This is a genomic window from Acinetobacter sp. AOR01_HL (genome assembly GCF_027855455.1).
Classification (GTDB): domain Bacteria; phylum Pseudomonadota; class Gammaproteobacteria; order Pseudomonadales; family Moraxellaceae; genus Acinetobacter; species Acinetobacter baumannii.
In genome coordinates, this window is record NZ_JAKTIM010000053.1 from 49,507 (window position 1) to 68,867 (window position 19,361).

Annotated in this window: 18 protein-coding genes and 1 riboswitch; of the genes, 8 read left to right on the forward strand and 10 right to left on the reverse strand. The window is 39.7% G+C overall.

Features of this window, described 5'->3' with window-relative positions; genetic code table 11:
- Positions 1–120 precede the first annotated feature (120 nt).
- Positions 121–567 (reverse strand): hypothetical protein, encoded by a 447-nt coding sequence (locus MKL62_RS16910; RefSeq protein WP_001290061.1) that lies wholly within the window; start codon positions 565–567, stop codon positions 121–123.
- 164 nt (positions 568–731) lie between these two features.
- Here MKL62_RS16910 and MKL62_RS16915 point away from each other — a divergent pair, with 164 nt between their 5' ends.
- On the forward strand, positions 732–1,115 hold the full coding sequence (locus tag MKL62_RS16915; RefSeq protein WP_000743009.1) for an RcnB family protein: 384 nt from the start codon (positions 732–734) through the stop codon (positions 1,113–1,115).
- A 37-nt stretch (positions 1,116–1,152) separates the two neighbouring features.
- On the opposite strand, the gene MKL62_RS16920 is transcribed toward MKL62_RS16915, so the two are convergent.
- From MKL62_RS16920 to MKL62_RS16935, 4 genes are all read right to left on the reverse strand, one after another.
- Positions 1,153–1,635: a phosphate-starvation-inducible protein PsiE gene (locus MKL62_RS16920; RefSeq protein WP_001113293.1), complete on the reverse strand. Its 483-nt coding sequence runs from the start codon at positions 1,633–1,635 to the stop codon at positions 1,153–1,155.
- A 118-nt stretch (positions 1,636–1,753) separates the two neighbouring features.
- On the reverse strand, positions 1,754–3,535 hold the full coding sequence (locus MKL62_RS16925) for an acyl-CoA dehydrogenase C-terminal domain-containing protein (protein WP_001123422.1): 1,782 nt from the start codon (positions 3,533–3,535) through the stop codon (positions 1,754–1,756).
- A gap of 167 nt (positions 3,536–3,702) precedes the next feature.
- Positions 3,703–5,505, reverse strand: coding sequence for an acyl-CoA dehydrogenase C-terminal domain-containing protein (locus tag MKL62_RS16930; RefSeq protein ID WP_001136744.1), 1,803 nt, complete (start codon positions 5,503–5,505; stop codon positions 3,703–3,705).
- A 289-nt stretch (positions 5,506–5,794) separates the two neighbouring features.
- Positions 5,795–6,175 (reverse strand): hypothetical protein, encoded by a 381-nt coding sequence (locus tag MKL62_RS16935; RefSeq protein ID WP_000784269.1) that lies wholly within the window; start codon positions 6,173–6,175, stop codon positions 5,795–5,797.
- 131 nt (positions 6,176–6,306) lie between these two features.
- Between MKL62_RS16935 and baeS the strand changes: the two genes are divergently transcribed.
- Entirely contained in the window at positions 6,307–7,965 is a 1,659-nt protein-coding gene (gene baeS, locus MKL62_RS16940; protein WP_031945781.1) for a sensor histidine kinase efflux regulator BaeS, read from the forward strand.
- 19 nt (positions 7,966–7,984) lie between these two features.
- Positions 7,985–8,671: a response regulator gene (locus MKL62_RS16945; RefSeq protein ID WP_000680578.1), complete on the forward strand. Its 687-nt coding sequence runs from the start codon at positions 7,985–7,987 to the stop codon at positions 8,669–8,671.
- A 63-nt stretch (positions 8,672–8,734) separates the two neighbouring features.
- Here MKL62_RS16945 and MKL62_RS16950 read toward each other — a convergent pair whose 3' ends face one another.
- Together MKL62_RS16950 and MKL62_RS16955 are read right to left on the reverse strand one after the other, a co-directional pair.
- Entirely contained in the window at positions 8,735–10,177 is a 1,443-nt protein-coding gene (locus tag MKL62_RS16950; protein WP_001160219.1) for a protein adenylyltransferase SelO, read from the reverse strand.
- 113 nt (positions 10,178–10,290) lie between these two features.
- Positions 10,291–11,463 (reverse strand): acyl-CoA desaturase, encoded by a 1,173-nt coding sequence (locus MKL62_RS16955; RefSeq protein ID WP_000199593.1) that lies wholly within the window; start codon positions 11,461–11,463, stop codon positions 10,291–10,293.
- A 208-nt stretch (positions 11,464–11,671) separates the two neighbouring features.
- Here MKL62_RS16955 and MKL62_RS16960 point away from each other — a divergent pair, with 208 nt between their 5' ends.
- Positions 11,672–12,202: an META domain-containing protein gene (locus tag MKL62_RS16960; protein ID WP_000701693.1), complete on the forward strand. Its 531-nt coding sequence runs from the start codon at positions 11,672–11,674 to the stop codon at positions 12,200–12,202.
- A gap of 22 nt (positions 12,203–12,224) precedes the next feature.
- On the opposite strand, the gene MKL62_RS16965 is transcribed toward MKL62_RS16960, so the two are convergent.
- The 3 genes from MKL62_RS16965 to MKL62_RS16975 form a co-directional block, all read right to left on the reverse strand.
- A complete protein-coding gene (locus tag MKL62_RS16965) occupies positions 12,225–12,944 on the reverse strand; it encodes a glycerophosphodiester phosphodiesterase (protein ID WP_001220098.1) in 720 nt (239 codons plus the stop codon).
- A gap of 72 nt (positions 12,945–13,016) precedes the next feature.
- Positions 13,017–13,595, reverse strand: a complete 579-nt coding sequence (locus tag MKL62_RS16970) for a cob(I)yrinic acid a,c-diamide adenosyltransferase (protein ID WP_000509981.1) — start codon at positions 13,593–13,595, stop codon at positions 13,017–13,019.
- Between the two features lie 96 nt (positions 13,596–13,691).
- Positions 13,692–15,563, reverse strand: coding sequence for a TonB-dependent receptor plug domain-containing protein (locus MKL62_RS16975; RefSeq protein ID WP_000045373.1), 1,872 nt, complete (start codon positions 15,561–15,563; stop codon positions 13,692–13,694).
- Between the two features lie 36 nt (positions 15,564–15,599).
- Positions 15,600–15,806: riboswitch (cobalamin riboswitch) on the reverse strand.
- A 126-nt stretch (positions 15,807–15,932) separates the two neighbouring features.
- Here MKL62_RS16975 and MKL62_RS16980 point away from each other — a divergent pair.
- Genes MKL62_RS16980 through MKL62_RS16995 form a run of 4 tightly spaced genes read left to right on the forward strand, consistent with a single transcriptional unit; the run spans position 15,933 to position 19,360 of the window.
- Positions 15,933–16,592 carry a phosphoribosylanthranilate isomerase gene (locus MKL62_RS16980; RefSeq protein WP_000083551.1) on the forward strand — a complete coding sequence of 220 codons (660 nt, stop codon included), beginning with the start codon at positions 15,933–15,935 and terminating at the stop codon, positions 16,590–16,592.
- Positions 16,576–17,805 carry a tryptophan synthase subunit beta gene (gene trpB, locus MKL62_RS16985; protein WP_000372737.1) on the forward strand — a complete coding sequence of 410 codons (1,230 nt, stop codon included), beginning with the start codon at positions 16,576–16,578 and terminating at the stop codon, positions 17,803–17,805. Before MKL62_RS16980 ends, trpB begins: the two co-directional genes overlap by 17 nt.
- 9 nt (positions 17,806–17,814) lie before the next feature.
- The gene (locus tag MKL62_RS16990) at positions 17,815–18,327 is read left to right on the forward strand and encodes a DUF1543 domain-containing protein (RefSeq protein ID WP_001139541.1); all 513 of its coding nucleotides are present in this window, start codon (positions 17,815–17,817) and stop codon (positions 18,325–18,327) included.
- 37 nt (positions 18,328–18,364) lie between these two features.
- The gene (locus MKL62_RS16995; protein WP_000364279.1) at positions 18,365–19,360 is read left to right on the forward strand and encodes a DUF2804 domain-containing protein; all 996 of its coding nucleotides are present in this window, start codon (positions 18,365–18,367) and stop codon (positions 19,358–19,360) included.
- The last annotated feature ends 1 nt before the right edge of the window (position 19,361 follow it).

The window sequence follows — 19,361 nt, forward strand, 5'->3', positions numbered from 1 at the left end:
GGAAGCAACATCAGTGAAACAAAGGTTTTTGTCACTTTTGACCTCTCAAAAGTGAGGCATTAGCTTATACAAAAGACATTCAAATATTATTGTAAGTAAGGGCTGTGCCATAAGTCCGAGTTAAGGCGTAGGCGGAATCAATTGATCCAAAGCCTTATCATCTAACTTCTCTATTTCACTCAAATCCGTCTTAATTTTCCACTGCGACTCATCATCTACAGGATTCGGCAAACGCGCTTCAAGCCAATCACAAACCACATCTGGAGAAAACTCAGGGTGATTACACTGAATAACCCATGATAAAAAATCTTTTGCTTCACCATTCATGTAAGGTGGTGGAGATACAGGAAAGAATAAAGTAGGTAAACGCTCATTCGTCGACAGGTAATTTAAAACATGCCCGAGTTCTTGAACGGTTTGCCATGCGAGAGGGTGTTCTACATCAATACTGAACTTAAACCACCAAGCGTGTTCGCCATCTGCTCCATGAGCCATGATACGGGCTTCTTGTACACTTGGAACTTTGCAGAAAAATTGATGAAGACGTTCAAAACTGATTTCAGACACAGCAATTGACCTAGCTTGAAAAATGCTAATGGTAGCACAGATACAGATTCTTCATATTTTCTTTATAGTCATTACAAACAATATCAATCAAAGCCATTTTATTCATGGTTTCTCCTTGACTCTCTCTTAATCTAGCTTCAGATCAAGATAAAAAGGAATACACCATGAAAAAGCCTATTGTTCTCGTACTTTCAACATTAATGTTGGGTATGTCGGCAACTGCGATGGCCGATTCAAATCATCGTTGGGATAACTATCACGGTAAAGACCATAATCGCTATGAACAGCGTCATGATTATCGTTATGACCACCGCAATGATCATAGAGCTCCTGTTTGGTCACACTCTGAGCGTGGAAACCATTATGGCCGATATGTAGCCTTTAAGCGCGGTGATCGTATTCCTGTGGAATATCGTAATAGCCGTTATTATGTCTCAGACTGGCGTGCACATCGCTTATATGCACCACCACGTGGATACCACTGGGTGAAGACTCCTAACCAATACTTATTGGTTGACTCGAAACATCACATTTATCGAGTTCGTTAAACGTAAAATAAAAAATGGCCAGCTTAGGGCCATTTTTTTATGCCAACTCGTCATCTTGCGGTTGGGGTGTTTTTAAAGAAGTAGGTGTTTTTGAATGTTTTTCTTTCATAACAGATGGGTAGTGCCAAGAAGCAAAACGGACAACTAAAATAGAGAGAGCTAAAATAAGAATTGAGCCAGTAATAATGACTTGATCAAGGTCGGCTTTATGGTCATGTTGGATATCAGAAATAAGTAAACGTGTTAGGGCTGTAATGGCGACATAAATAAGAAAACGTACAGGCATATGATTGGTTTTAAAGTAAATCCCAACCATTGCCCCAAGTTCTAGGTAAATAAATAACAATAAGATGTCATCGATTGATGCATATTTTTTGACGGTCAGAATTTCAAAAACGGTATGAGCAGCAGACCAAGCAATCATACAGCCTATGATAAATAAGGCTAAATAATGAAAAGCCTCAACAGCATAATGTCCAAACCGATCAAGGGTTCTTTCAAACTTTTTGGGATCAGGCATAGTAAAATCTTTTTTAATATGAGAATGTTTAGAAATTAAACAAATTTTGTGCCAATGGAAATAGTAAATACAAAATAAAAAACGCCTGATTTTTCAGGCGCTTTTATAAAGAACTTAATTAAGCTTGATTGGTAAAGTAATCTTCACTAAAGCCCATAATTAAGTCTGAACCAGCTTTGATTTTAGCAATCCGTGCATCAATATCTGGCAAGATACGTTCAACAAAGTATTGAGCCAATGCAAGTTTGTTTTGGTAGAAATCACCAGATTTATCTTTAGCAGCGGCAGCAATTTTTGCAAACATATAAGAGAAGCTGAGTAGACCCACTGCATGTAAGTAATCAACAGCAGCAGAGTTCGGGAACTCTACATTTTCAGCAGCTTGCTCAATAATAAACTGAGTGATTGCTTCAATTTCAGTTGCAGCATCTAAAGTTGCATCTTTAATGAAGTTCAAGTCAGTGTCTAGGTCATTTGCAAAGTCACGAATTTCAGTGATGTATTCAGCAATGAATGCACCGCCACATTTAATGGTTTTACGACCAATTAAATCTTGAGATTGAACGCCGTTAGTTCCTTCGTAGATTTGAGCAATACGAAGATCACGGATACATTGTTCCATACCCCATTCACGAATATAACCGTGACCACCAAATACCATTTGAGCATCTAAAGTTGCTTGGAATGCTGTATCTGTGAGGTAAGCTTTTGCAATTGGAGTTAAAAGCGCAACACGGTCATTGGCTTTTTTCACGGCTTCTGCATCAGTTGAGAATTTAGTGATATCGAGTTGTTGACCTACATAGACTGCAAAGGCACGAGAAGCTTCGTTGTTTGCACGTACGTTTAACAACATACGACGTACATCGCCGTGGACTAAAATGCTGTCAGCAGGTTTGCTTGGTGACTGAACACCAGCTGCACTACGACCTTGTAAACGGTCAGTCGCGTATTGAGCAGCATTTTGATAAGCAAATTCAGAAGCACCTAAACCTTGAATACCCATTGATAAACGTTCGTAGTTCATCATAACGAACATGGCAGCAAGGCCTTCGTTTTCTTTACCAACGAGGTAACCTTTCGCACCATCAAAGTTCATCACACAAGTTGCAGATGCTTTGATCCCCATCTTATGTTCAATAGAGCCTGGACCAACATGGTTACGGTCACCTAAAGAACCGTCTTCATTTACAAGGTATTTCGGTACAATAAATAGCGAGATACCACGTGAACCAGCAGGAGCATCTGGAGTTTTAGCAAGTACCAAGTGAATGATGTTTTCTGCTAAATCGTTGTCACCGCCAGTGATGAAGATTTTAGTACCTGTAATGTTATAAGTACCATCTTCATTGCGCTCGGCTTTAGTTTTGATAATACCTAAGTCAGTACCGGCATGTGGTTCAGTCAAACACATGGTACCTGACCATTCACCTGAATAAATCTTAGGTAAATACGTTTCTTTTTGCTCTTGAGATGCGTAGCTACTTAAAGCCATACCTGCACCTACTGAAAGAAGTGGGTAGAGCATGAAAGATGGGTTTGTCGCGAATAACATTTCATCGGCAAGAACGGTAAGCATTTTTGGCATGCCTTGACCGCCCCATTCTTCATCTGCACCTAAGCCAATCCAACCACCTTCTGCATATTGACGAAATGCATCTTTAAAGCCAGCAGGAGTAAAGACTTCGCCGTTTTCGTAGCGAGCGCCTTCTTCATCACCAGTACGGTTTAATGGATGAGTCACGTTCTGAGCAAATTTAGCCATTTCTTCTAAAATTGCTTCAGCTGTTGCAGCATCTACATGAGCGAGTTTCTCATTAGCCTGCCAAAATTGTTCTGCTTTAAATACATCATTTAAGATGAATTTCATATCAGCTAAAGGAGCATTGTAAATTGGCATAATCGTTCACCTTTTTTGTGCACATCGGCCTGTGCTAGATATCCTGTAAAACGAAATGGATATTGAATTTAAAATCTAAATTTATCATTGATTTTATAAAAAAAGGACCGTCAAAACTGAGCAGTCCTTTTTTGGTTTTTAACATTGCATATCGCAACTAACTATGATTAGAAAGCGAAATGTTCAGCATCTAATGCCATCAATGGGTCTAAACCACCTGCGATAACATCTACATGAGAGCGTACACGCGGTAAAATTTTCTTGAAGTAGAAGCGAGCAGTAGTTACTTTCGCATTGTAGAAATCAACATCGGTTGTACCCGCAGCTAATTTCTCTTGTGCTACAAGCGCCATACGAGCCCATAGATAAGCTAAAGTAACGTAACCAGAGAAGTAGAGGTAATCTACAGCCGCTGCACCCACTTCATCCGGATTTTGCATTGCACGCATACCGATTTGCATAGTGAGATCGCCCCATTCTTTGTTCAGCGCAGCAAGTGGCTCAACAAATTCTTTCATGGCAGCATTGTCTTTATTTGCTTCTACAAACTTGTGAACAATCTTAGTGAAATCACGAAGCATTGCACCTTGAGTTTGTAAAACTTTACGGCCTAACAAATCAAGTGCCTGAATTTCAGTTGTACCTTCATACAAACAAGCAATACGTGTATCACGTACGATTTGCTCCATGCCATGCTCAGAAATGAAGCCATGACCACCGAACACTTGAACACCGTGCTTAGCAGATTCAGAACCTGTTTCAGTTAAGAATGCTTTTGCAATTGGAGTCAATAAAGACAAGATGTTGTCAGCAAACTTACGCTCTTCTTCAGTTTCGCCTTTTTCAACGATATCTGCATATTGAGCAAGTAAGTAAACAAGTGCACGACCACCTTCAGCAAACGCTTTTTGAGTTAACAGCATGTTACGAACGGCAGGGTGAACGATAATTGGATCTGCTTCTTTTTCTGGAGCTTTAGGACCAGAAAGTGAACGCATAGCTAAACGTTCTTTCGCGTAAGTTAAAGCACCTTGGAAAGAAGACTCAGATGCAGATAAACCTTGAACCGCAGTACCAATACGTGCTGTGTTCATGAAGGTAAACATACAGTTCAAACCACGGTTTTCAGGGCCAATTAAATAACCTTTTGCTTGGTCAAAGTTAATGACACAAGTCGCGTTACCGTGAATACCCATTTTGTGCTCGATTGAACCACAACGTACGGCATTACGTTCGCCTAGAGTTCCGTCTGCATTGACGTTGAACTTAGGAACGATGAATAACGAAATCCCTTTAGTTCCTTTTGGTGCGCCTGGTAGACGAGCAAGAACGATATGGATAATGTTTTCAGCCATGTCGTGTTCACCAGCAGAGATAAAGATTTTCTCGCCAGAGATTGCATAGCTACCATCTGCATTTGGTTCTGCTTTAGTACGGATAATACCTAAATCTGAACCTGCATGAGATTCAGTTAAACACATCGTACCTGTCCAAACACCTGAAACAAGATTTGGTAAGTAAGTATTTTTTTGCTCTTCAGAACCGTGATGTTCTAATGTACGTACTGCACCGTGAGACAAACCAGGGTACATACCCCATGCCCAGTTAGAGCTACCTACCATTTCTGAAATTGCGATACCTAAAGAGTTAGGTAAGCCTTGACCACCGTATTGTTCTTCTGCTGATAAAGACGGGAAGCCAAGTTCGATGTATTTTTGATAAGCTTCTTTAAAGCCTGTTGGTGTAGTTACTACACCATCATTCCAAGTACAACCTTCACGGTCGCCAACTTGGTTTAAAGGAGAAAGTTCATTTTCACAGAAGTCTGCCGCAGCTTCTAAATATTGATCAACCAATTCACGGCTTACGTTACCTTGAAAGTCTGGTAATTTTGCATAGTGTTCTTCAGCATTTAATAATTCATGCAAAACGAATTGCATATCACGTAAGGGCGCTTTGTATTGTGGCATATCGGGTTCCTCAATACTGGTGAAACCAGAGTTATAATCCTAATCTACGATAATGTGCCATAAGGCACCTTGAACTATTACATCGTGCAACAACTTGCATAACTGTACAAGCACCTCGGGGCCTTTACTTTGTGACTGCAAAGTCAAGAAAAAAATACTTGAACTATGTAAGTGCTTTGAGTGTAAACACTTTTGATGAAGTTTAGATGAGACAAATAGTCAAAATCGTAAATAGTTATGTATAAACAAAAGGCGCCTTCTGGCGCCTTTTGTTTTACTGTTTTTAGAATTATTTTGCTTGAGATGTTACTGGAGCAGGTGCATTGACTGGTGGTTGAGGACGTTTTGGCTCAAAGCGGAGGTTACATGTACCTTCAAGTGTTTTATCTCCAACTTGAACATTGACAGTTTGTCCAACAGCTTTACCTTCACATGCTTTTTGAATTTGCTCAAAACGAGCTTTACGCTCTGCACGGTGTTGTTCCCATGCTGCTTTTTGTTCAGGCGTAAATTCACGGTGTTTCATACGATGGTGGTGACCATCACGTGGGCCATCTTGCATCATGCCATGTTCTGGCTTAGGTGGTTGAGTTGTTGATTGACAAGCAGCCAAACTACCCATAGTTACAATTGCTGCACTGAATAATGCAATTTTAGCCGTCATTTTCATGGTTAAAACCCTTTAATGTTTGTTTTAAGATGGCTTAAAGATTAGATAATAAAGATGAAGAAACAATGGAGAGTTTTTCTTTTCGTTGTTGGTTACAATGCAAAATATAGAGTAAAAATGAGAGAGTGCTTTTGAACGTTCTACGTGTTCCCATAGCCTTGCGGTTATTTTTAACGGTCTTGCTTACCACGCTGTTAATTGCAACTGCAAGTTTGAGTGTTCTGCACTGGACGATGCAAAAGAACTTTGCCAAATATGTAGCCGATGTTGAAATGCAAAAGCTAGATCGGCTCATTACTAATCTGGGAAATGTATATACCGTTTATCATGATTGGGGGAATGCGATTCAGGCGCAAATCTTACAAATTGAAGGAACGGCAGCACCAGATGATTATGACCGTCTTTCCCAGTGGTGGTTACGGCGCCAATATGATATTGCCATTCAGCAGCATTCTTTCGATGAACACACTCTCATTAATATTTCTCCAGATGCGGGAACGGTAAATAAGAACTCTATTTTTAGTGATGAAGAACTACGTACGCTTGAGCAAAACTTACCTTCGGAATATCAACCGTTTGAAGGTTTAAGATTCCCGCTAAGTGCAAACCAGTTTCGTCCAAGCGATGATAAAAACAAATCAAAAAAAGGAAGCCTCAAAGACATTGAGACGCAAAATGGTAAGAAACGTTTTATTGCTTTACCAGACCGGCTGGGCTTAAGTTCTCGTTTATCTTTATATGATGCCAAACACCAGTTCGTAGTCGGTGAACCTCCATCTTCGGATCAGATGTCTTATCGCCCGATTATGGTCAATAGTCAGGTCGTAGGTTATTTAGGTCTAAAACCAGTTTTAGATAAAGAAGATGCATTAAGTATTAATTTCTTCAGTAATCAAAAGCGCTATTTACTTTTAATTTATGCCTTAACATTACTGTCGAGTTTAGTTGCAGCACTTTTAATGGCAACTTATTTTAAAAAGCCAATTCAGCGTCTATTAAATGCAACAAATGAGTTAACAAAAGGTAATTATCAACACCAAGTTGTGATTAAACGAAATGATGAGTTAGGTGATTTATCTACTCAATTAAATCATTTAGCTGAAATTTTACATCAGCATGAAGAATCACGACGTCAATGGGTTGCAGATACCTCTCATGAATTGAAAACTCCATTGGCTGTTCTGCAAGCGCAGATTGAAGCGATGCAAGACGGTATCCGAAAGGCAACACCTGAACATCTTGATGCCATGATGCGACAAGTTTCGAGTTTAAAGAAATTGACACAAGATTTGGCAGACTTGGCTCAGGCTGATGCTCAACAACTTAAATGTTATTTGAGTTCGGTTAATCCTTGGGAAGTTATACTGCAAGAAGTTGAAAATTTCAGACCTAAACTCGAACAAGCAGGGTTAGAAATTGAGGTGGAAGGTGAAGGCGCTTCTTTATTGTTAGACCGTGATCGATTTAAACAAATTATTGTTAACTTGATCGGTAATAGTATTCGCTATACCGAAACAAGTGGAAAGATTCATATTCATACAAATCAAACGCCTCAGGAGTGGACTTTATATGTTGATGACAGTCCATTTGGTTTAAGTGATGAGCAATTATCACGTTTAGGTGAACGTTTTTATCGTGTCGATGATTCGCGTACGCGTAGTACAGGTGGAACAGGACTAGGCTTAGCTTTATCTTGTAAAATTGCGCAGGCGCTTGGTGGTACACTCAGTTTTGAACACTCACCATTAGGTGGTTTACGTTGTGTACTGACCTTTAAAAAGCAGAGTTAAATAAAAGGAAAAATGGCCCATGAAACATATTATGTTGGTTGAGGATGAAGTCGAGTTAGCGCATCTGGTGCGTGATTATCTTGAGGCTGCTGGATTCGAAGTAAGCATGTTTCATGATGGTCAGGATGCTTACACGAGCTTTCAACAACGTAAACCTAATTTAATGATTCTGGACTTAATGGTTCCAAGAATGGATGGTTTAACGATTTGCCGTAAGGTACGTGAACAGTCAGATTTACCGATTATTATGGTGACGGCACGTACCGAAGAAATTGATCGTGTCTTGGGTCTAAACATGGGGGCAGATGATTATGTGTGCAAACCTTTTAGTCCAAAAGAACTGGTTGCTCGTGTACAGGCCGTTTTACGCCGTTTAGAACGTAAGGCTGAGCCAGAGCAAAATGATTCTTTCCGTATTGATAAAGCACAGCAAAGAATTTGGTATCAACAAAAATCTTTAAGTTTAACTCCAACAGAATTTCGCCTACTTGAGTTATTTTTAGAACATGTGGGGCAAGTTTATTCACGTGCACAATTATTAGATCATATTAATCCGGATAGCTTTGATGTTGCAGACCGAGTTATTGATAGCCATATTAAAAACTTGCGTCGAAAAATCACGGAAGTGGCCGAAACTGGTAACCGTCATGAGTGGATTCAAGCTGTTTATGGAGTAGGTTACCGCCTCGAATATCCAGAAGAATAATTGCTTAGAAAAGTTATGCTGTGGATAACCACAATGTTATCCACAGAAAATGTGGATAAAAAATTAAGAAGAACAGCTCACCGCTACATCAGGTACATCGCTTGGTAACGGACCTAAATCTTCCGGTTTTTCCAAATCTGGTTGTCTTGTATAGGGATGGTTGAGTAGCTTAAATAAGCGGTCAACCTCACTAAAATCATCTCGCTCCGCTGCCTCAATAGCTCGCTGTGCCATATGGTTACGTAAGATATAAATTGGATTTACCTGCTGCATGTTTGCGTCAAGCTCATCAATATCTTGATATTCACGGATGTTTTGATACTGCGTAAGGAATGCATCAAATTGTCGAATATCAAGGCAGTCATCACGTAAGGCTTTGTATTCTTTATTTTGAAGGCGAATGAAGCTTTGGGTGTAATCGAGCTGCTCCGCTTGCAGAATACGCAAAAAGCTTAAGCCGCATTCAGTACTGTCTTTATGAAAATGAGGAAGCCCCATTTTTTTGCACAATCCAGTGGTGTAGTGCTCAATAAAGGTGGGCTCAAACTCTTCTAAGCAAGCAGCTAATTCTTCTTTGAATTGCTCTTTTTGTTCAGGTTCAGCAAGTGGAATAAGATTATTTAACCAAGTCCATAAGTTCCAGTGCGCAATACTCGGTTGGTTTTGATAGGTATAACGCCCTTGGTAATCGGAATGGTTGTTAATCCAGTTTGGACGGAAACGTTCCATAAAACCGTATGGACCAAAATCGAGTGTAGAACCCGTAATATTTAAGTTATCGGTATTCATCACACCATGAGCAAAACCGACTAGCTGCCATTTGGCGATCATAATGGCTGTATTTCTAATCACAGCTTTAGCAAAAGCTAAAATAGGTTGCTCTTCTTGTTGGCATTCTGGATAGTGCCATTCAATACATTTTTGAGTGAACTCGGCCAATAGCTCAGGTGCATATTGATTGATCCATTCAAAATGGCCTAAACGGATATGACATTCAGATGTTCTAAGTAACATTGCGCCAGGTTCTAGCTTTTCACGCTGTACACCTTGAGTGGAGCTTGTAAAACCTACTGCGTGACTAGAAGCAACCCCTAAAGCATTTAAAGCATGTCCTGCTAAATATTCACGAATAACAGAGCGTAAAACTGCTCGCCCATCTCCCATACGCGAATAGGGCGTAGGGCCTGCACCTTTTAAATGTAAATCTATGGTTTGGCCTTTTTTATTAAGAATCTGCGCAATGAGTAAGCCACGTCCGTCGCCTAGTTGACCGGCCCATTGTCCAAACTGATGGCCTGCATACACCATAGCCAAAGGCGGGAATTCCGAGAAGGTACGCTGACCACTGCAAATTTCTACCCAAGCCTGTTTTTCTTCATCTGTCCATTGTAACTCTTCGGCTAAAGCTAAATTAAAGTGTCCAGTCTTTGCACCACGAAGCGGAGAAGGTTGCTGGATATGAAAAAGCTTAGGATTGAGTGATGAATAAAGCGGATTAAATTGCATAGGCTGGACTAAATATTTGAGGCAAAATTCACTATACCATAGTTAAAAACAAGCCAAAAAAATAGCACCTGCAAAGTATGGCTCTACAGGTGCTATTTCGGGATAAAGACGTATTAGTCTGGTACGACGTTTGTGTTCTTTTTAATGTTACGCATTAAAGTTTCTAAACACTCACGGTGATGACTCAAACGATGTTCAAGCAATTGGAAATCAACTTTTAACTTATGATCCATTTTGTGAATCTTTTCAGCCATTGCTGCTTTCTTTGCTTGTAACTCTTGTTCTTTGAGTTTCGCCCAGTCATTTAAAGTATGCGTAAATGCTTCATACTCTTGAGCAATACGTTGCTTCATTTGACTAATGTCGGCATTTACATCATGACCATAAATAGCCAAGTCTTGTTCAGCATATTTAAACTTCATTGCCAATTCTGCTTTTTTAATATTAAAGCTTGGAATACGACGTAGGTTCTTTGCTAAACCAATCTTAGAGCATGTCCAGATTAGCCATTTTGTTGGATCATATTGCCACCATTTCACACCATTACGATAGTCGTACTGAAAAATATGGTGATAGTTGTGGTAACCCTCGCCCCAAGTTGCAATCGCTAACCAGAAGTTATCACGTGCTGAGTTTTCATCGGTATAAGGACGTTTACCGAACATGTGGCAAAGTGAGTTGATGAAGAATGTAACTTGATGACTAATGATTAAACGTAATAGACCACCAAGAAGTACAACACCCCATAAATCGCCAGTTGCCCAGCCAACCAAACCTAAAATACCAACGTGAACTGCTACGACCATCAAGGCGTAGTATTTATGTTGGAACATCACCAGTTTGTCATTGAGTAAGTCTGGTGCATTTTTAAAATCTGGTTCAGATGGAGAATGATCGCGGATCATCCAGCCCATATGGGCATACCAAAAGCCACGTTCAATTGAATATGGATCTTCATCTACATCGTCGACATGACGGTGATGGGTACGGTGACCAGATGCCCAAAACAGAATACTGTTTTGTACAGCAAATGTGCCGCCAATCATTAAAAGAATTTTAAGTGGTAACGACGCTTCATAAGCACGGTGTGCCCAAAGACGATGGTAACCAGCAGTAATCCCCATGCTACTTAAAGCTAAAAGAAAAAATAAGCTTACCCATGCGCTTACACTAAAATCATAATAATACGCATAAATCGGGATTATGATTGCAGCAAGAATTGGTAAACCAATTAAGGTAATGCTAGCGGTCCAGTTAATTGGGGCCTTGAGTGGGGCGGAAGTCATATCCGGCAGCGCTCCTAGAAACCTTGTCATACAAGGTAAAAAGACAAATCGACATAGCAAAACCAATCTTCAAGATATATTGCTATTTTGCACATCATATTAGCACGTGCTTAGTGAGAATCACTAGCATTATTGTACAGATGTATTGAAAGAACCGTAACAGAATTAAACCATGCCTGACAACATTTCAGATAGGAGAAGTTGTGTAATGAAAATACAGCGATTGAGAAAAAAGAATAGCATTGATATTGCAAGGAAATTGCCATTGAAATGTCTTTTCATCGCAATCAGCCTTGTATTGGCAGCATGTCAAAGCACGCCGCAACCAAATAATCACAAAGGCCAAGTAAAACCAACACATCGTGTACAAACGCCAGTTGTGAAAAAGAAAGTGAGTCCAGATGGTGTTCAAGATATAGATTGGCAAATTACCCAGATAAATGGTCATAAGGCAAAATTCTTTAACCAGTGGCCGACTCTTTCATTGAACTCTACAGTCAAAACAGTAACTGGTCATACAGGATGTAATCGTGTTTTTGGGCGATACACTTTTGATTTCAGCCAAAAGAAACTTGATATGGAAGTTAACGCAGGTCATTCGAGTTGTGATGGCGCGTTGGCTCAAGAAGCAGAATTGGTCGATTCTTTACAACGTATTAAACGCTTCCAGTTAGTAGGTAATACCTTATATCTACTTGATCAAAGCGGTCAGCGTTTGATTCAGGCCGAGAAAAAATAAAAGGTGGTCAGTACCACCTTTTTTATATTTGAAGAGTTTCAAGCATTGTGGTTGGAATATCTGTAATTAAGCCCTGAATATCTAAATCCCGTAGTCTTTTTGCTCTTTCTACATCGTTCACTGTCCAGACACTAATGTTCAGACCAGCTTGATGCGACAATTGAATCATTTCATCTGTTGCAAGTTGATCATGCCAGCCAATATGACAGCACCCATATTGATGAGCAAGTTCAATCGCCGTTGCTCCAACCGGAAGTTCAACTAATAATCCGCGTTTAAATTGAGAGTTGATATCACGTAAAGCGGTTAGAATTTGAAGATCAAAACTTGTGATGGTCACGACTTTCTCGAAACCTTGTAACTCAGTCTCAAGCTTTTGAATTAACTTTTCTGCTAATGCCATATCTCTTACAGCTTTAACTTCAACTTCAATATGATCAAAGTTATCAAGTAAATTTAAAACGCCTGTAAGAGTAGGGGTTGGTTCAGAGGTTGGCCAGTTAGGCCAATTTTGACGATGATCAAATGATAATGCTTGAGCCAATGTTGATTGCTCTACAATTTGGTCGGCACCTGCCGTGCGCAAAAAATTATCATCATGAATAACGACCAACTCTTGATCTTGCAGCTGACGAATATCAAATTCGACACCACGAATACCTAAATTTTTAATGTGCTGAAAACCGCCTAATGTATTTTCAGGAGCTTCTTGGCGTGCACCACGATGACCAATAATGCGCATAGATTTCTATTGTCCGTTCTTTTTGATAATGATCTCTTTAAAAGTAGAGATCATTCTTAACTTAATCTATTTTTAAATCATCTCATTAATATTTTTTTGCCAAAGGACTTCTTGTCCACCTTCAGCACGCTGTAAAGCACGCGATGCGACAAATAACCAGTCAGATAGACGATTTAAAAGTTGAAGGGCAGTGGCTTGAATATTTTGATCGCGAGTTTGTACTGACATGAGTGATCGCTCTGCACGACGACAAACGGCACGGGCTTGATGGGCATAACTGCAAGATAAAGAACCAGATGGCAGAATAAATTCTTTTAGCATAGGCAAATCTTCATTCATACGGTCAATTTCTTTTTCAAGAAATTCAATACAAACGGGCTGAAGCAAATTGTAATTTGGAATACAAACTTCGCCGCCTAAGTCAAAAAGCCAGTGTTGAATCAGACTCAAGCTTTTGTCCCAATCAGCTTTATTAGCCACTTGGCTATCTGTGATTTGAGCACGAAGTACCCCAATAATGGCGTTTAGTTCATCAACATCACCAAGTGCCGCAATTCTTAGATCATCTTTAGCAACACGAGAGCCATCGCCTAAACCTGTGGTACCTGAATCGCCTGTGCGTGTATAGATTTTGCTTAAACGGTGTCCCATGATAGATATCCTGAACATAAAAAAGGGGATAATGTCGGTCAGAACATTACCCCGAAACTGGAGTTAAGAAAATATTTTTATAATCAGATTGAGAAATTAATAACGGAAAGTTACACCAACAGAAGCTTGGCGGCCACCGTTGATATACCAGTATTCCGGAGAGAATGAAGATTGAGCATTATATGCAGTGTTATAACGTACATCACCAATATTCTGGATGTTCGTAAATAACTTTATATTTGGATTCATATTCCAAAAAGCATTTAAATCAACAGTTGCATAGCCTGGAACTTTAACTGAGTTTTCAATATTTTGTGCGTTTGCTTTAGAGCGAGAGACTAGAGAAGCATTCACCCCATAAATACCATCATCATAGCCTGCAGTTAAAGTATATGTTTGACGGGGACGATAAGGGACATCTATGTCTTTATCTTTATCTCTAGCTTCTACATAAGCGTATTCAGCATTAACAAAGATATTATCCTTAGACCACTTTAGACCTATTTCACCACCTTTCATATCAGCTTTATTTAAGTTGATATATGTTGTTCTACCATTTATAGCACCATAACTAATTAAATTTTTAACATCTGTATAGTAGCCAGAAAGATAGGCAGAAATACCATAATTAAATTTCTGATCTATACCAATTTCATATGACTTGCTTTCTTCAGGTTTTAGATCAGGGTTACTATAAAAATCATAGCCATAAGAGCCATATAGATGTTCAAGGGTTGGTGCTTTGAATGCAGTACCAATGTTAGTGTAGATACTTGTTAGAGGAGAGATTTGATAACGAATTGCAGCTTGTCCAACTGTATGTGTACCAAACCAATCATTATCTTCAACTCGGACACCAACCTGAGTATGAATACCATTATCGTTATATTGATGTTGTAAATAATAACCTGTAGAGCTGATATCTCTTACAGCTTCAGGAGATGAGCTAGCATCATATTTTGATCGATTGTATGTAACACCCGCTAAAATATTCTGATTTGGTACAAAATTCCATTTGGCATTTATGTCCCCTTCATCAGAGGTTGTATTAAAGTGGCTTTGATAAATTATTTGTTCGATTTTATCAAGATAGTGAGAATAACGTGCATTTAAGACTAAATCAGAAGAAGCCTTATAACTAGCCAGCCAATTTACTAGACGATTTTCAAAATTACGTTTTGCATTGTTCGTTGAATAGTTCGTAGTATAGTTATTCGTACCTTGATTTTGGTCAATTGCTAAGCTTGTGTTAATTACATCATTACTATAACCAATTTTTGCATTATATCCTTTTTGGTCAAATGCTGCTTTTTCACTTCTATCTTGTATATTGATAATACTAGTACCATCAGTTTCCATCCGTTGACCACCGATACTTGCATAAAAACCACTGTCATCTACATAATCGGCATTTACAAGTGTTTTATAAGTACGGTTTTCACCATACACACCTGTTAAACTTGCTCCAGATTTTGTTGGATTATTGGAAATTAATTGTACTACGCCACTAATAGCATCTGAACCATATTGAACAGATGCTGGGCCTTTTAAAATTTCGATTTGGTCTACATCTGATAGGTTAATAAATTCAGGTGAAACAGGGCCTAAGCCATTTTGAGTATTTAAGCGAGCGCCATTTTTTAATAATAATGTTGAGCCCGTTTGTCCACCGCGTAAAGATAGGTCTGTGAGCTGACCAACGCCACCAGATTGTTTTATATAAATAGATGCATCTTTTTGTAATACATCAGATAAATTTAAAACAGGATTTTTTTCAATTTCTTCTTTAGAAATTACAGAAATACGCGCTGGAACTTCACTTGCTTTTTCAGCACTTTTTGAAGCAGTGATAACAATTGGGTCAAGCTGAGTTGCATCTGTTGCATCTTCAGCAAAAATAACAGGTGAACACCCCATCGCAATAGCGATAGCCCCTACCAGACGAGTAGGTTGAAAAGATTTAGACATAACATGCTCCATACATTCACCCCACGTGAATGATCGGGTAGATAGATGAAACAAGTAGGTCTCCGGACTTCAGCGCCATAATTCATTTATGGACATATTCACCTTCCCACACTACTGCAGTGGTGTAAGTCGATTTCGACTTAAAAAATATGCTTTACATTGTTACCGTTGCGGGGGCAGTGCCGGACTTTCACCAGCTTCCCTAAAGCATGAATTGCTTACACTTGCTTCCATTTGAACGCAGTATAAAGTGCCGAATTACTTCGTACAATGTCATTTAAAGCAATTCCCTGAGAACTTTTACGCAAGGGGCAAAAATTGCATTACAATGGCGCTTATTTTAAGAAATGGTTGTAGTTTAAGCAGCTCATGAGCCAATCAAACCAAAAACGTACACGAGCAAAAATCTGTGGAATTACTCGCAAGCAAGATGTTCAGGCAGTAGTTGCAGCGGGAGCAGATGCGATAGGCTTTGTTTTTTTTCCGCCGAGTCCAAGAAATGTAACAGTTGAACAGGCAGAAGAATTAGCAAAACTCGTTCCGCCTTATGTACAAATGGTGGGTTTGTTTGTAAACGCGAGTGTTACTGAAATTCAGGATATACTTGATTGTGTTCCCCTAGATGTATTACAACTACATGGCGATGAAACTCCAGAACAATGTCAGGAAATAGCGCGTCATTGTAAACGTCGCTGGTATAAAGCGATTCAGGTTAAACCTGATCTGGATGTAATTGCTGAAATTCAAAAATATCAGGCAGCTGGTGCCAGTGCTGTATTGCTCGATGCGTGGCATCCTGAGCTTAAAGGGGGCACAGGACATCAGTTTGACTGGTCTAAATTCCCGAAACTTGATATTCCATTAATCTTGGCAGGTGGTTTAACCCCTGACAATGTCATTGACGCTATTCATACTACCGGTGCTTTTGCAGTAGATGTGAGCGGAGGCGTAGAGTCCGCAAAAGGTATAAAAGACCAACAACTCATTGAACGATTTATGCAAGGAGTCCAACGTGGATCAGCAAAATAATGTGATTGACTATACCCAATTCCCAGATGCAAATGGGCATTTCGGTATCCATGGCGGACGTTTTGTGTCAGAAACTTTAATGGCGGCATTAGAAGATTTGGAAAATCTCTATTCCCGCATGAAAAATGATGAACAGTTTTTGGCAGAATTCGACCGTGACCTCGCCTACTATGTAGGTCGTCCTAGTCCACTTTATTATGCTGAGCGATGGTCAAAAGAGTTAGGTGGTGCGCAAATTTACCTTAAACGTGAAGACTTGAACCATACAGGCTCACACAAGGTAAACAACACGATTGGTCAGGCGTTATTGGCAAAGCTTTCTGGTAAAAAACGTATTATTGCCGAAACTGGTGCAGGGCAGCATGGTGTAGCAACAGCAACAATTGCAGCACGTTTAGGTCTTGAATGTGTTGTTTATATGGGTGCTGAAGACGTTAAGCGTCAAGCGATGAACGTTTACCGTATGCGTTTGTTGGGTGCAACAGTTGTACCTGTGCAAAGTGGCTCTAAAACATTAAAAGATGCCATGAACGAAGCGATGCGTGACTGGGTAACCAACGTTGATACAACATATTATGTGATTGGTACAGTTGCAGGCCCGCATCCTTATCCTCAACTTGTTCGTGACTTCCAGTCAATTATTGGTCGTGAAGCGCGTAAACAGATTTTGGAGCAAGCGGGTCGCTTACCAGATGCATTAGTTGCCTGTGTTGGTGGCGGTTCAAATGCAATGGGCTTGTTCTATCCGTTCTTAAATGATGCCAGTGTAAAAATGTATGGTGTTGAAGCCGCTGGTTTTGGTATTGAAACTGGTAAACACTCTGCGCCGTTAAATGCGGGCCATGTGGGTGTATTACATGGTAACCGTACTTATTTAATGAGTGATGAACAGGGCCAGATTATTGAGACACACAGTATCTCGGCGGGCCTTGATTATCCGGGTGTTGGCCCTGAACATAGCTTCTTGAAAGATATGAAGCGTGTAGAGTACGTTCCAATTAACGATACAGAGGCTCTTCAAGGTTTCCGTGACTTAACCAAAATCGAAGGGATTATTCCTGCGCTTGAAAGCTCGCACGCGATGGCGTATGTCTCTAAGCTTGCACCGACGATGTCTAAAGATCAGATTATTATTGCGACTGTTTCAGGCCGTGGCGATAAAGACTTAATGACAGTTGCACGCATTGATGGCGTAGAAATGGTCGAGATGTAAGAGGATACAATGCCAAGCTTGTTTATGGTGATGTTGGGCGGGCGTCATGCACGTGCTAATACAGAAGTTCATGATGTGGTCATGGCTGTAGGAGATACTTTGGAAGAAGTTTATCCTCAACTTAAACAAGCTTGGTTTGGTGAGGCTCAAGGATTACATATTGATGCTTGGGCTAAGCTCTCAGGAGTTAGTTCTCAAGGACAGAACTATCAAATTCATTTTACAGATGCTGCTCCACAACCAGATGATTTAAAGTTATATTTAATTAATCTAGGTGGATATAATGCACGTGAATTCGGTGAACTTCATCGTTATGAGTTTGTGGTGGCACCGAATGTGGTAGTTGCCAAACAATTAGGTAAACAATTTATAGATCGGCAGTGGCAAAAAGCACATACAGACCGGGTCATTGATATTGATGACTGTTTAGCGATAGATTGCGTGGCAGGCCGTTATATTCATTTAATAAAAGGCGATTTTGCTGCAACAATTTGGGAAAATACATATTTGACTGTGGGATAGGTCATTTGAAATCTAATATTCATATGGAAGTGGGTAAATGGATTTAATTCAAGAAAATGGACAGCCTCGTTATGGGCGTTTTGAATCTGTACCGTCCACCATTCATGTCCAACGTTATATTTATAAAACTCCTTATGGCAAAGTCCTAAAAGGCTGGCGCAAACAATTAAAATATAAGAAATTTAAATTTTGTGGCATTCAACATAAACATTATAGTATTGGTTTGGCAATTGCAGATATTGGCTGGGTCGGACACGGTTTTTTCTATATCTATGACCATGAAACAGGGCAAGTCATTGAGTGGAATGCTATTCAGCCGTTAGGTCACAAGACGTATCTTGATGAACAGCCTTTGTTTAATCAAAGTTATTTTTCTAAATCGCCTTATCAGTTTGATATTCAGCATGCCAATGGTGTGCGATACATTCGGGTAACTAAATATGGGGAAATTTGTCTGAGCGCCCGTATTTTCTGCGCCGGAACAGATATTTTAAGCTTGTGTACACCAACAGGTATCAATGGTTGGACCTATACCCAAAAGCAGACCACTTTGGCTGTAGAGGGAATGTTCATTAATAAGCAAAATCAAGTTGTACAATTTGATGAAAAGACATTTGCTTCACTTGATGATACTTGCGGATTTTTACGTCCTGAAACAGCTTGGTTCTGGCTCTCATGTAACTTCTGGGATGAACAGGGGCGTCGTATTGGGTTAAATTTGGCCTCTGGTGTTAATGAAAGCTTTGGTAATGAAAACTGCCTATGGATTAACGGAGTTTTATTTCCGCTCACAGACGTTTTATTTGAAAAAGTAAATGATGAACTTTGGCAAATTAGTTCTCTAGATCAAAAACTTAATCTACAAGTGCATATTGGGTGGTGCCGATATGAAAATATAAACTTAAGAATGATTGGCAGTCAGTTCAATCAATGGCAAGCTAAAATTAGCGGCACGATTGAGCATGAGACAACCGATATAATCAATTGCAAAGAACAATACGGTTTACTAGAACAACATTATGCAAAATGGTAAC

Excerpts from the sequence above, each read along its gene's own strand:
- MKL62_RS16970 (WP_000509981.1), bottom strand. The coding sequence starts at position 13,595 with ATGGGACACCGTTTAAGCAAAATCTATACACGCACAGGCGATTCAGGT.
- MKL62_RS16960 (WP_000701693.1), top strand. The coding sequence starts at position 11,672 with ATGAAAATACAGCGATTGAGAAAAAAGAATAGCATTGATATTGCAAGG.
- MKL62_RS16955 (WP_000199593.1), bottom strand. The coding sequence starts at position 11,463 with ATGACTTCCGCCCCACTCAAGGCCCCAATTAACTGGACCGCTAGCATT.
- MKL62_RS16925 (WP_001123422.1), bottom strand. The coding sequence starts at position 3,535 with ATGCCAATTTACAATGCTCCTTTAGCTGATATGAAATTCATCTTAAAT.
- MKL62_RS16920 (WP_001113293.1), bottom strand. The coding sequence starts at position 1,635 with ATGCCTGATCCCAAAAAGTTTGAAAGAACCCTTGATCGGTTTGGACAT.
- MKL62_RS16945 (WP_000680578.1), top strand. The coding sequence starts at position 7,985 with ATGAAACATATTATGTTGGTTGAGGATGAAGTCGAGTTAGCGCATCTG.
- MKL62_RS16980 (WP_000083551.1), top strand. The coding sequence starts at position 15,933 with ATGAGCCAATCAAACCAAAAACGTACACGAGCAAAAATCTGTGGAATT.
- MKL62_RS16975 (WP_000045373.1), bottom strand. The coding sequence starts at position 15,563 with ATGTCTAAATCTTTTCAACCTACTCGTCTGGTAGGGGCTATCGCTATT.
- MKL62_RS16995 (WP_000364279.1), top strand. The coding sequence starts at position 18,365 with ATGGATTTAATTCAAGAAAATGGACAGCCTCGTTATGGGCGTTTTGAA.
- MKL62_RS16930 (WP_001136744.1), bottom strand. The coding sequence starts at position 5,505 with ATGCCACAATACAAAGCGCCCTTACGTGATATGCAATTCGTTTTGCAT.
- MKL62_RS16950 (WP_001160219.1), bottom strand. The coding sequence starts at position 10,177 with ATGCAATTTAATCCGCTTTATTCATCACTCAATCCTAAGCTTTTTCAT.
- MKL62_RS16965 (WP_001220098.1), bottom strand. The coding sequence starts at position 12,944 with ATGCGCATTATTGGTCATCGTGGTGCACGCCAAGAAGCTCCTGAAAAT.
- MKL62_RS16990 (WP_001139541.1), top strand. The coding sequence starts at position 17,815 with ATGCCAAGCTTGTTTATGGTGATGTTGGGCGGGCGTCATGCACGTGCT.
- MKL62_RS16915 (WP_000743009.1), top strand. The coding sequence starts at position 732 with ATGAAAAAGCCTATTGTTCTCGTACTTTCAACATTAATGTTGGGTATG.
- MKL62_RS16935 (WP_000784269.1), bottom strand. The coding sequence starts at position 6,175 with ATGAAAATGACGGCTAAAATTGCATTATTCAGTGCAGCAATTGTAACT.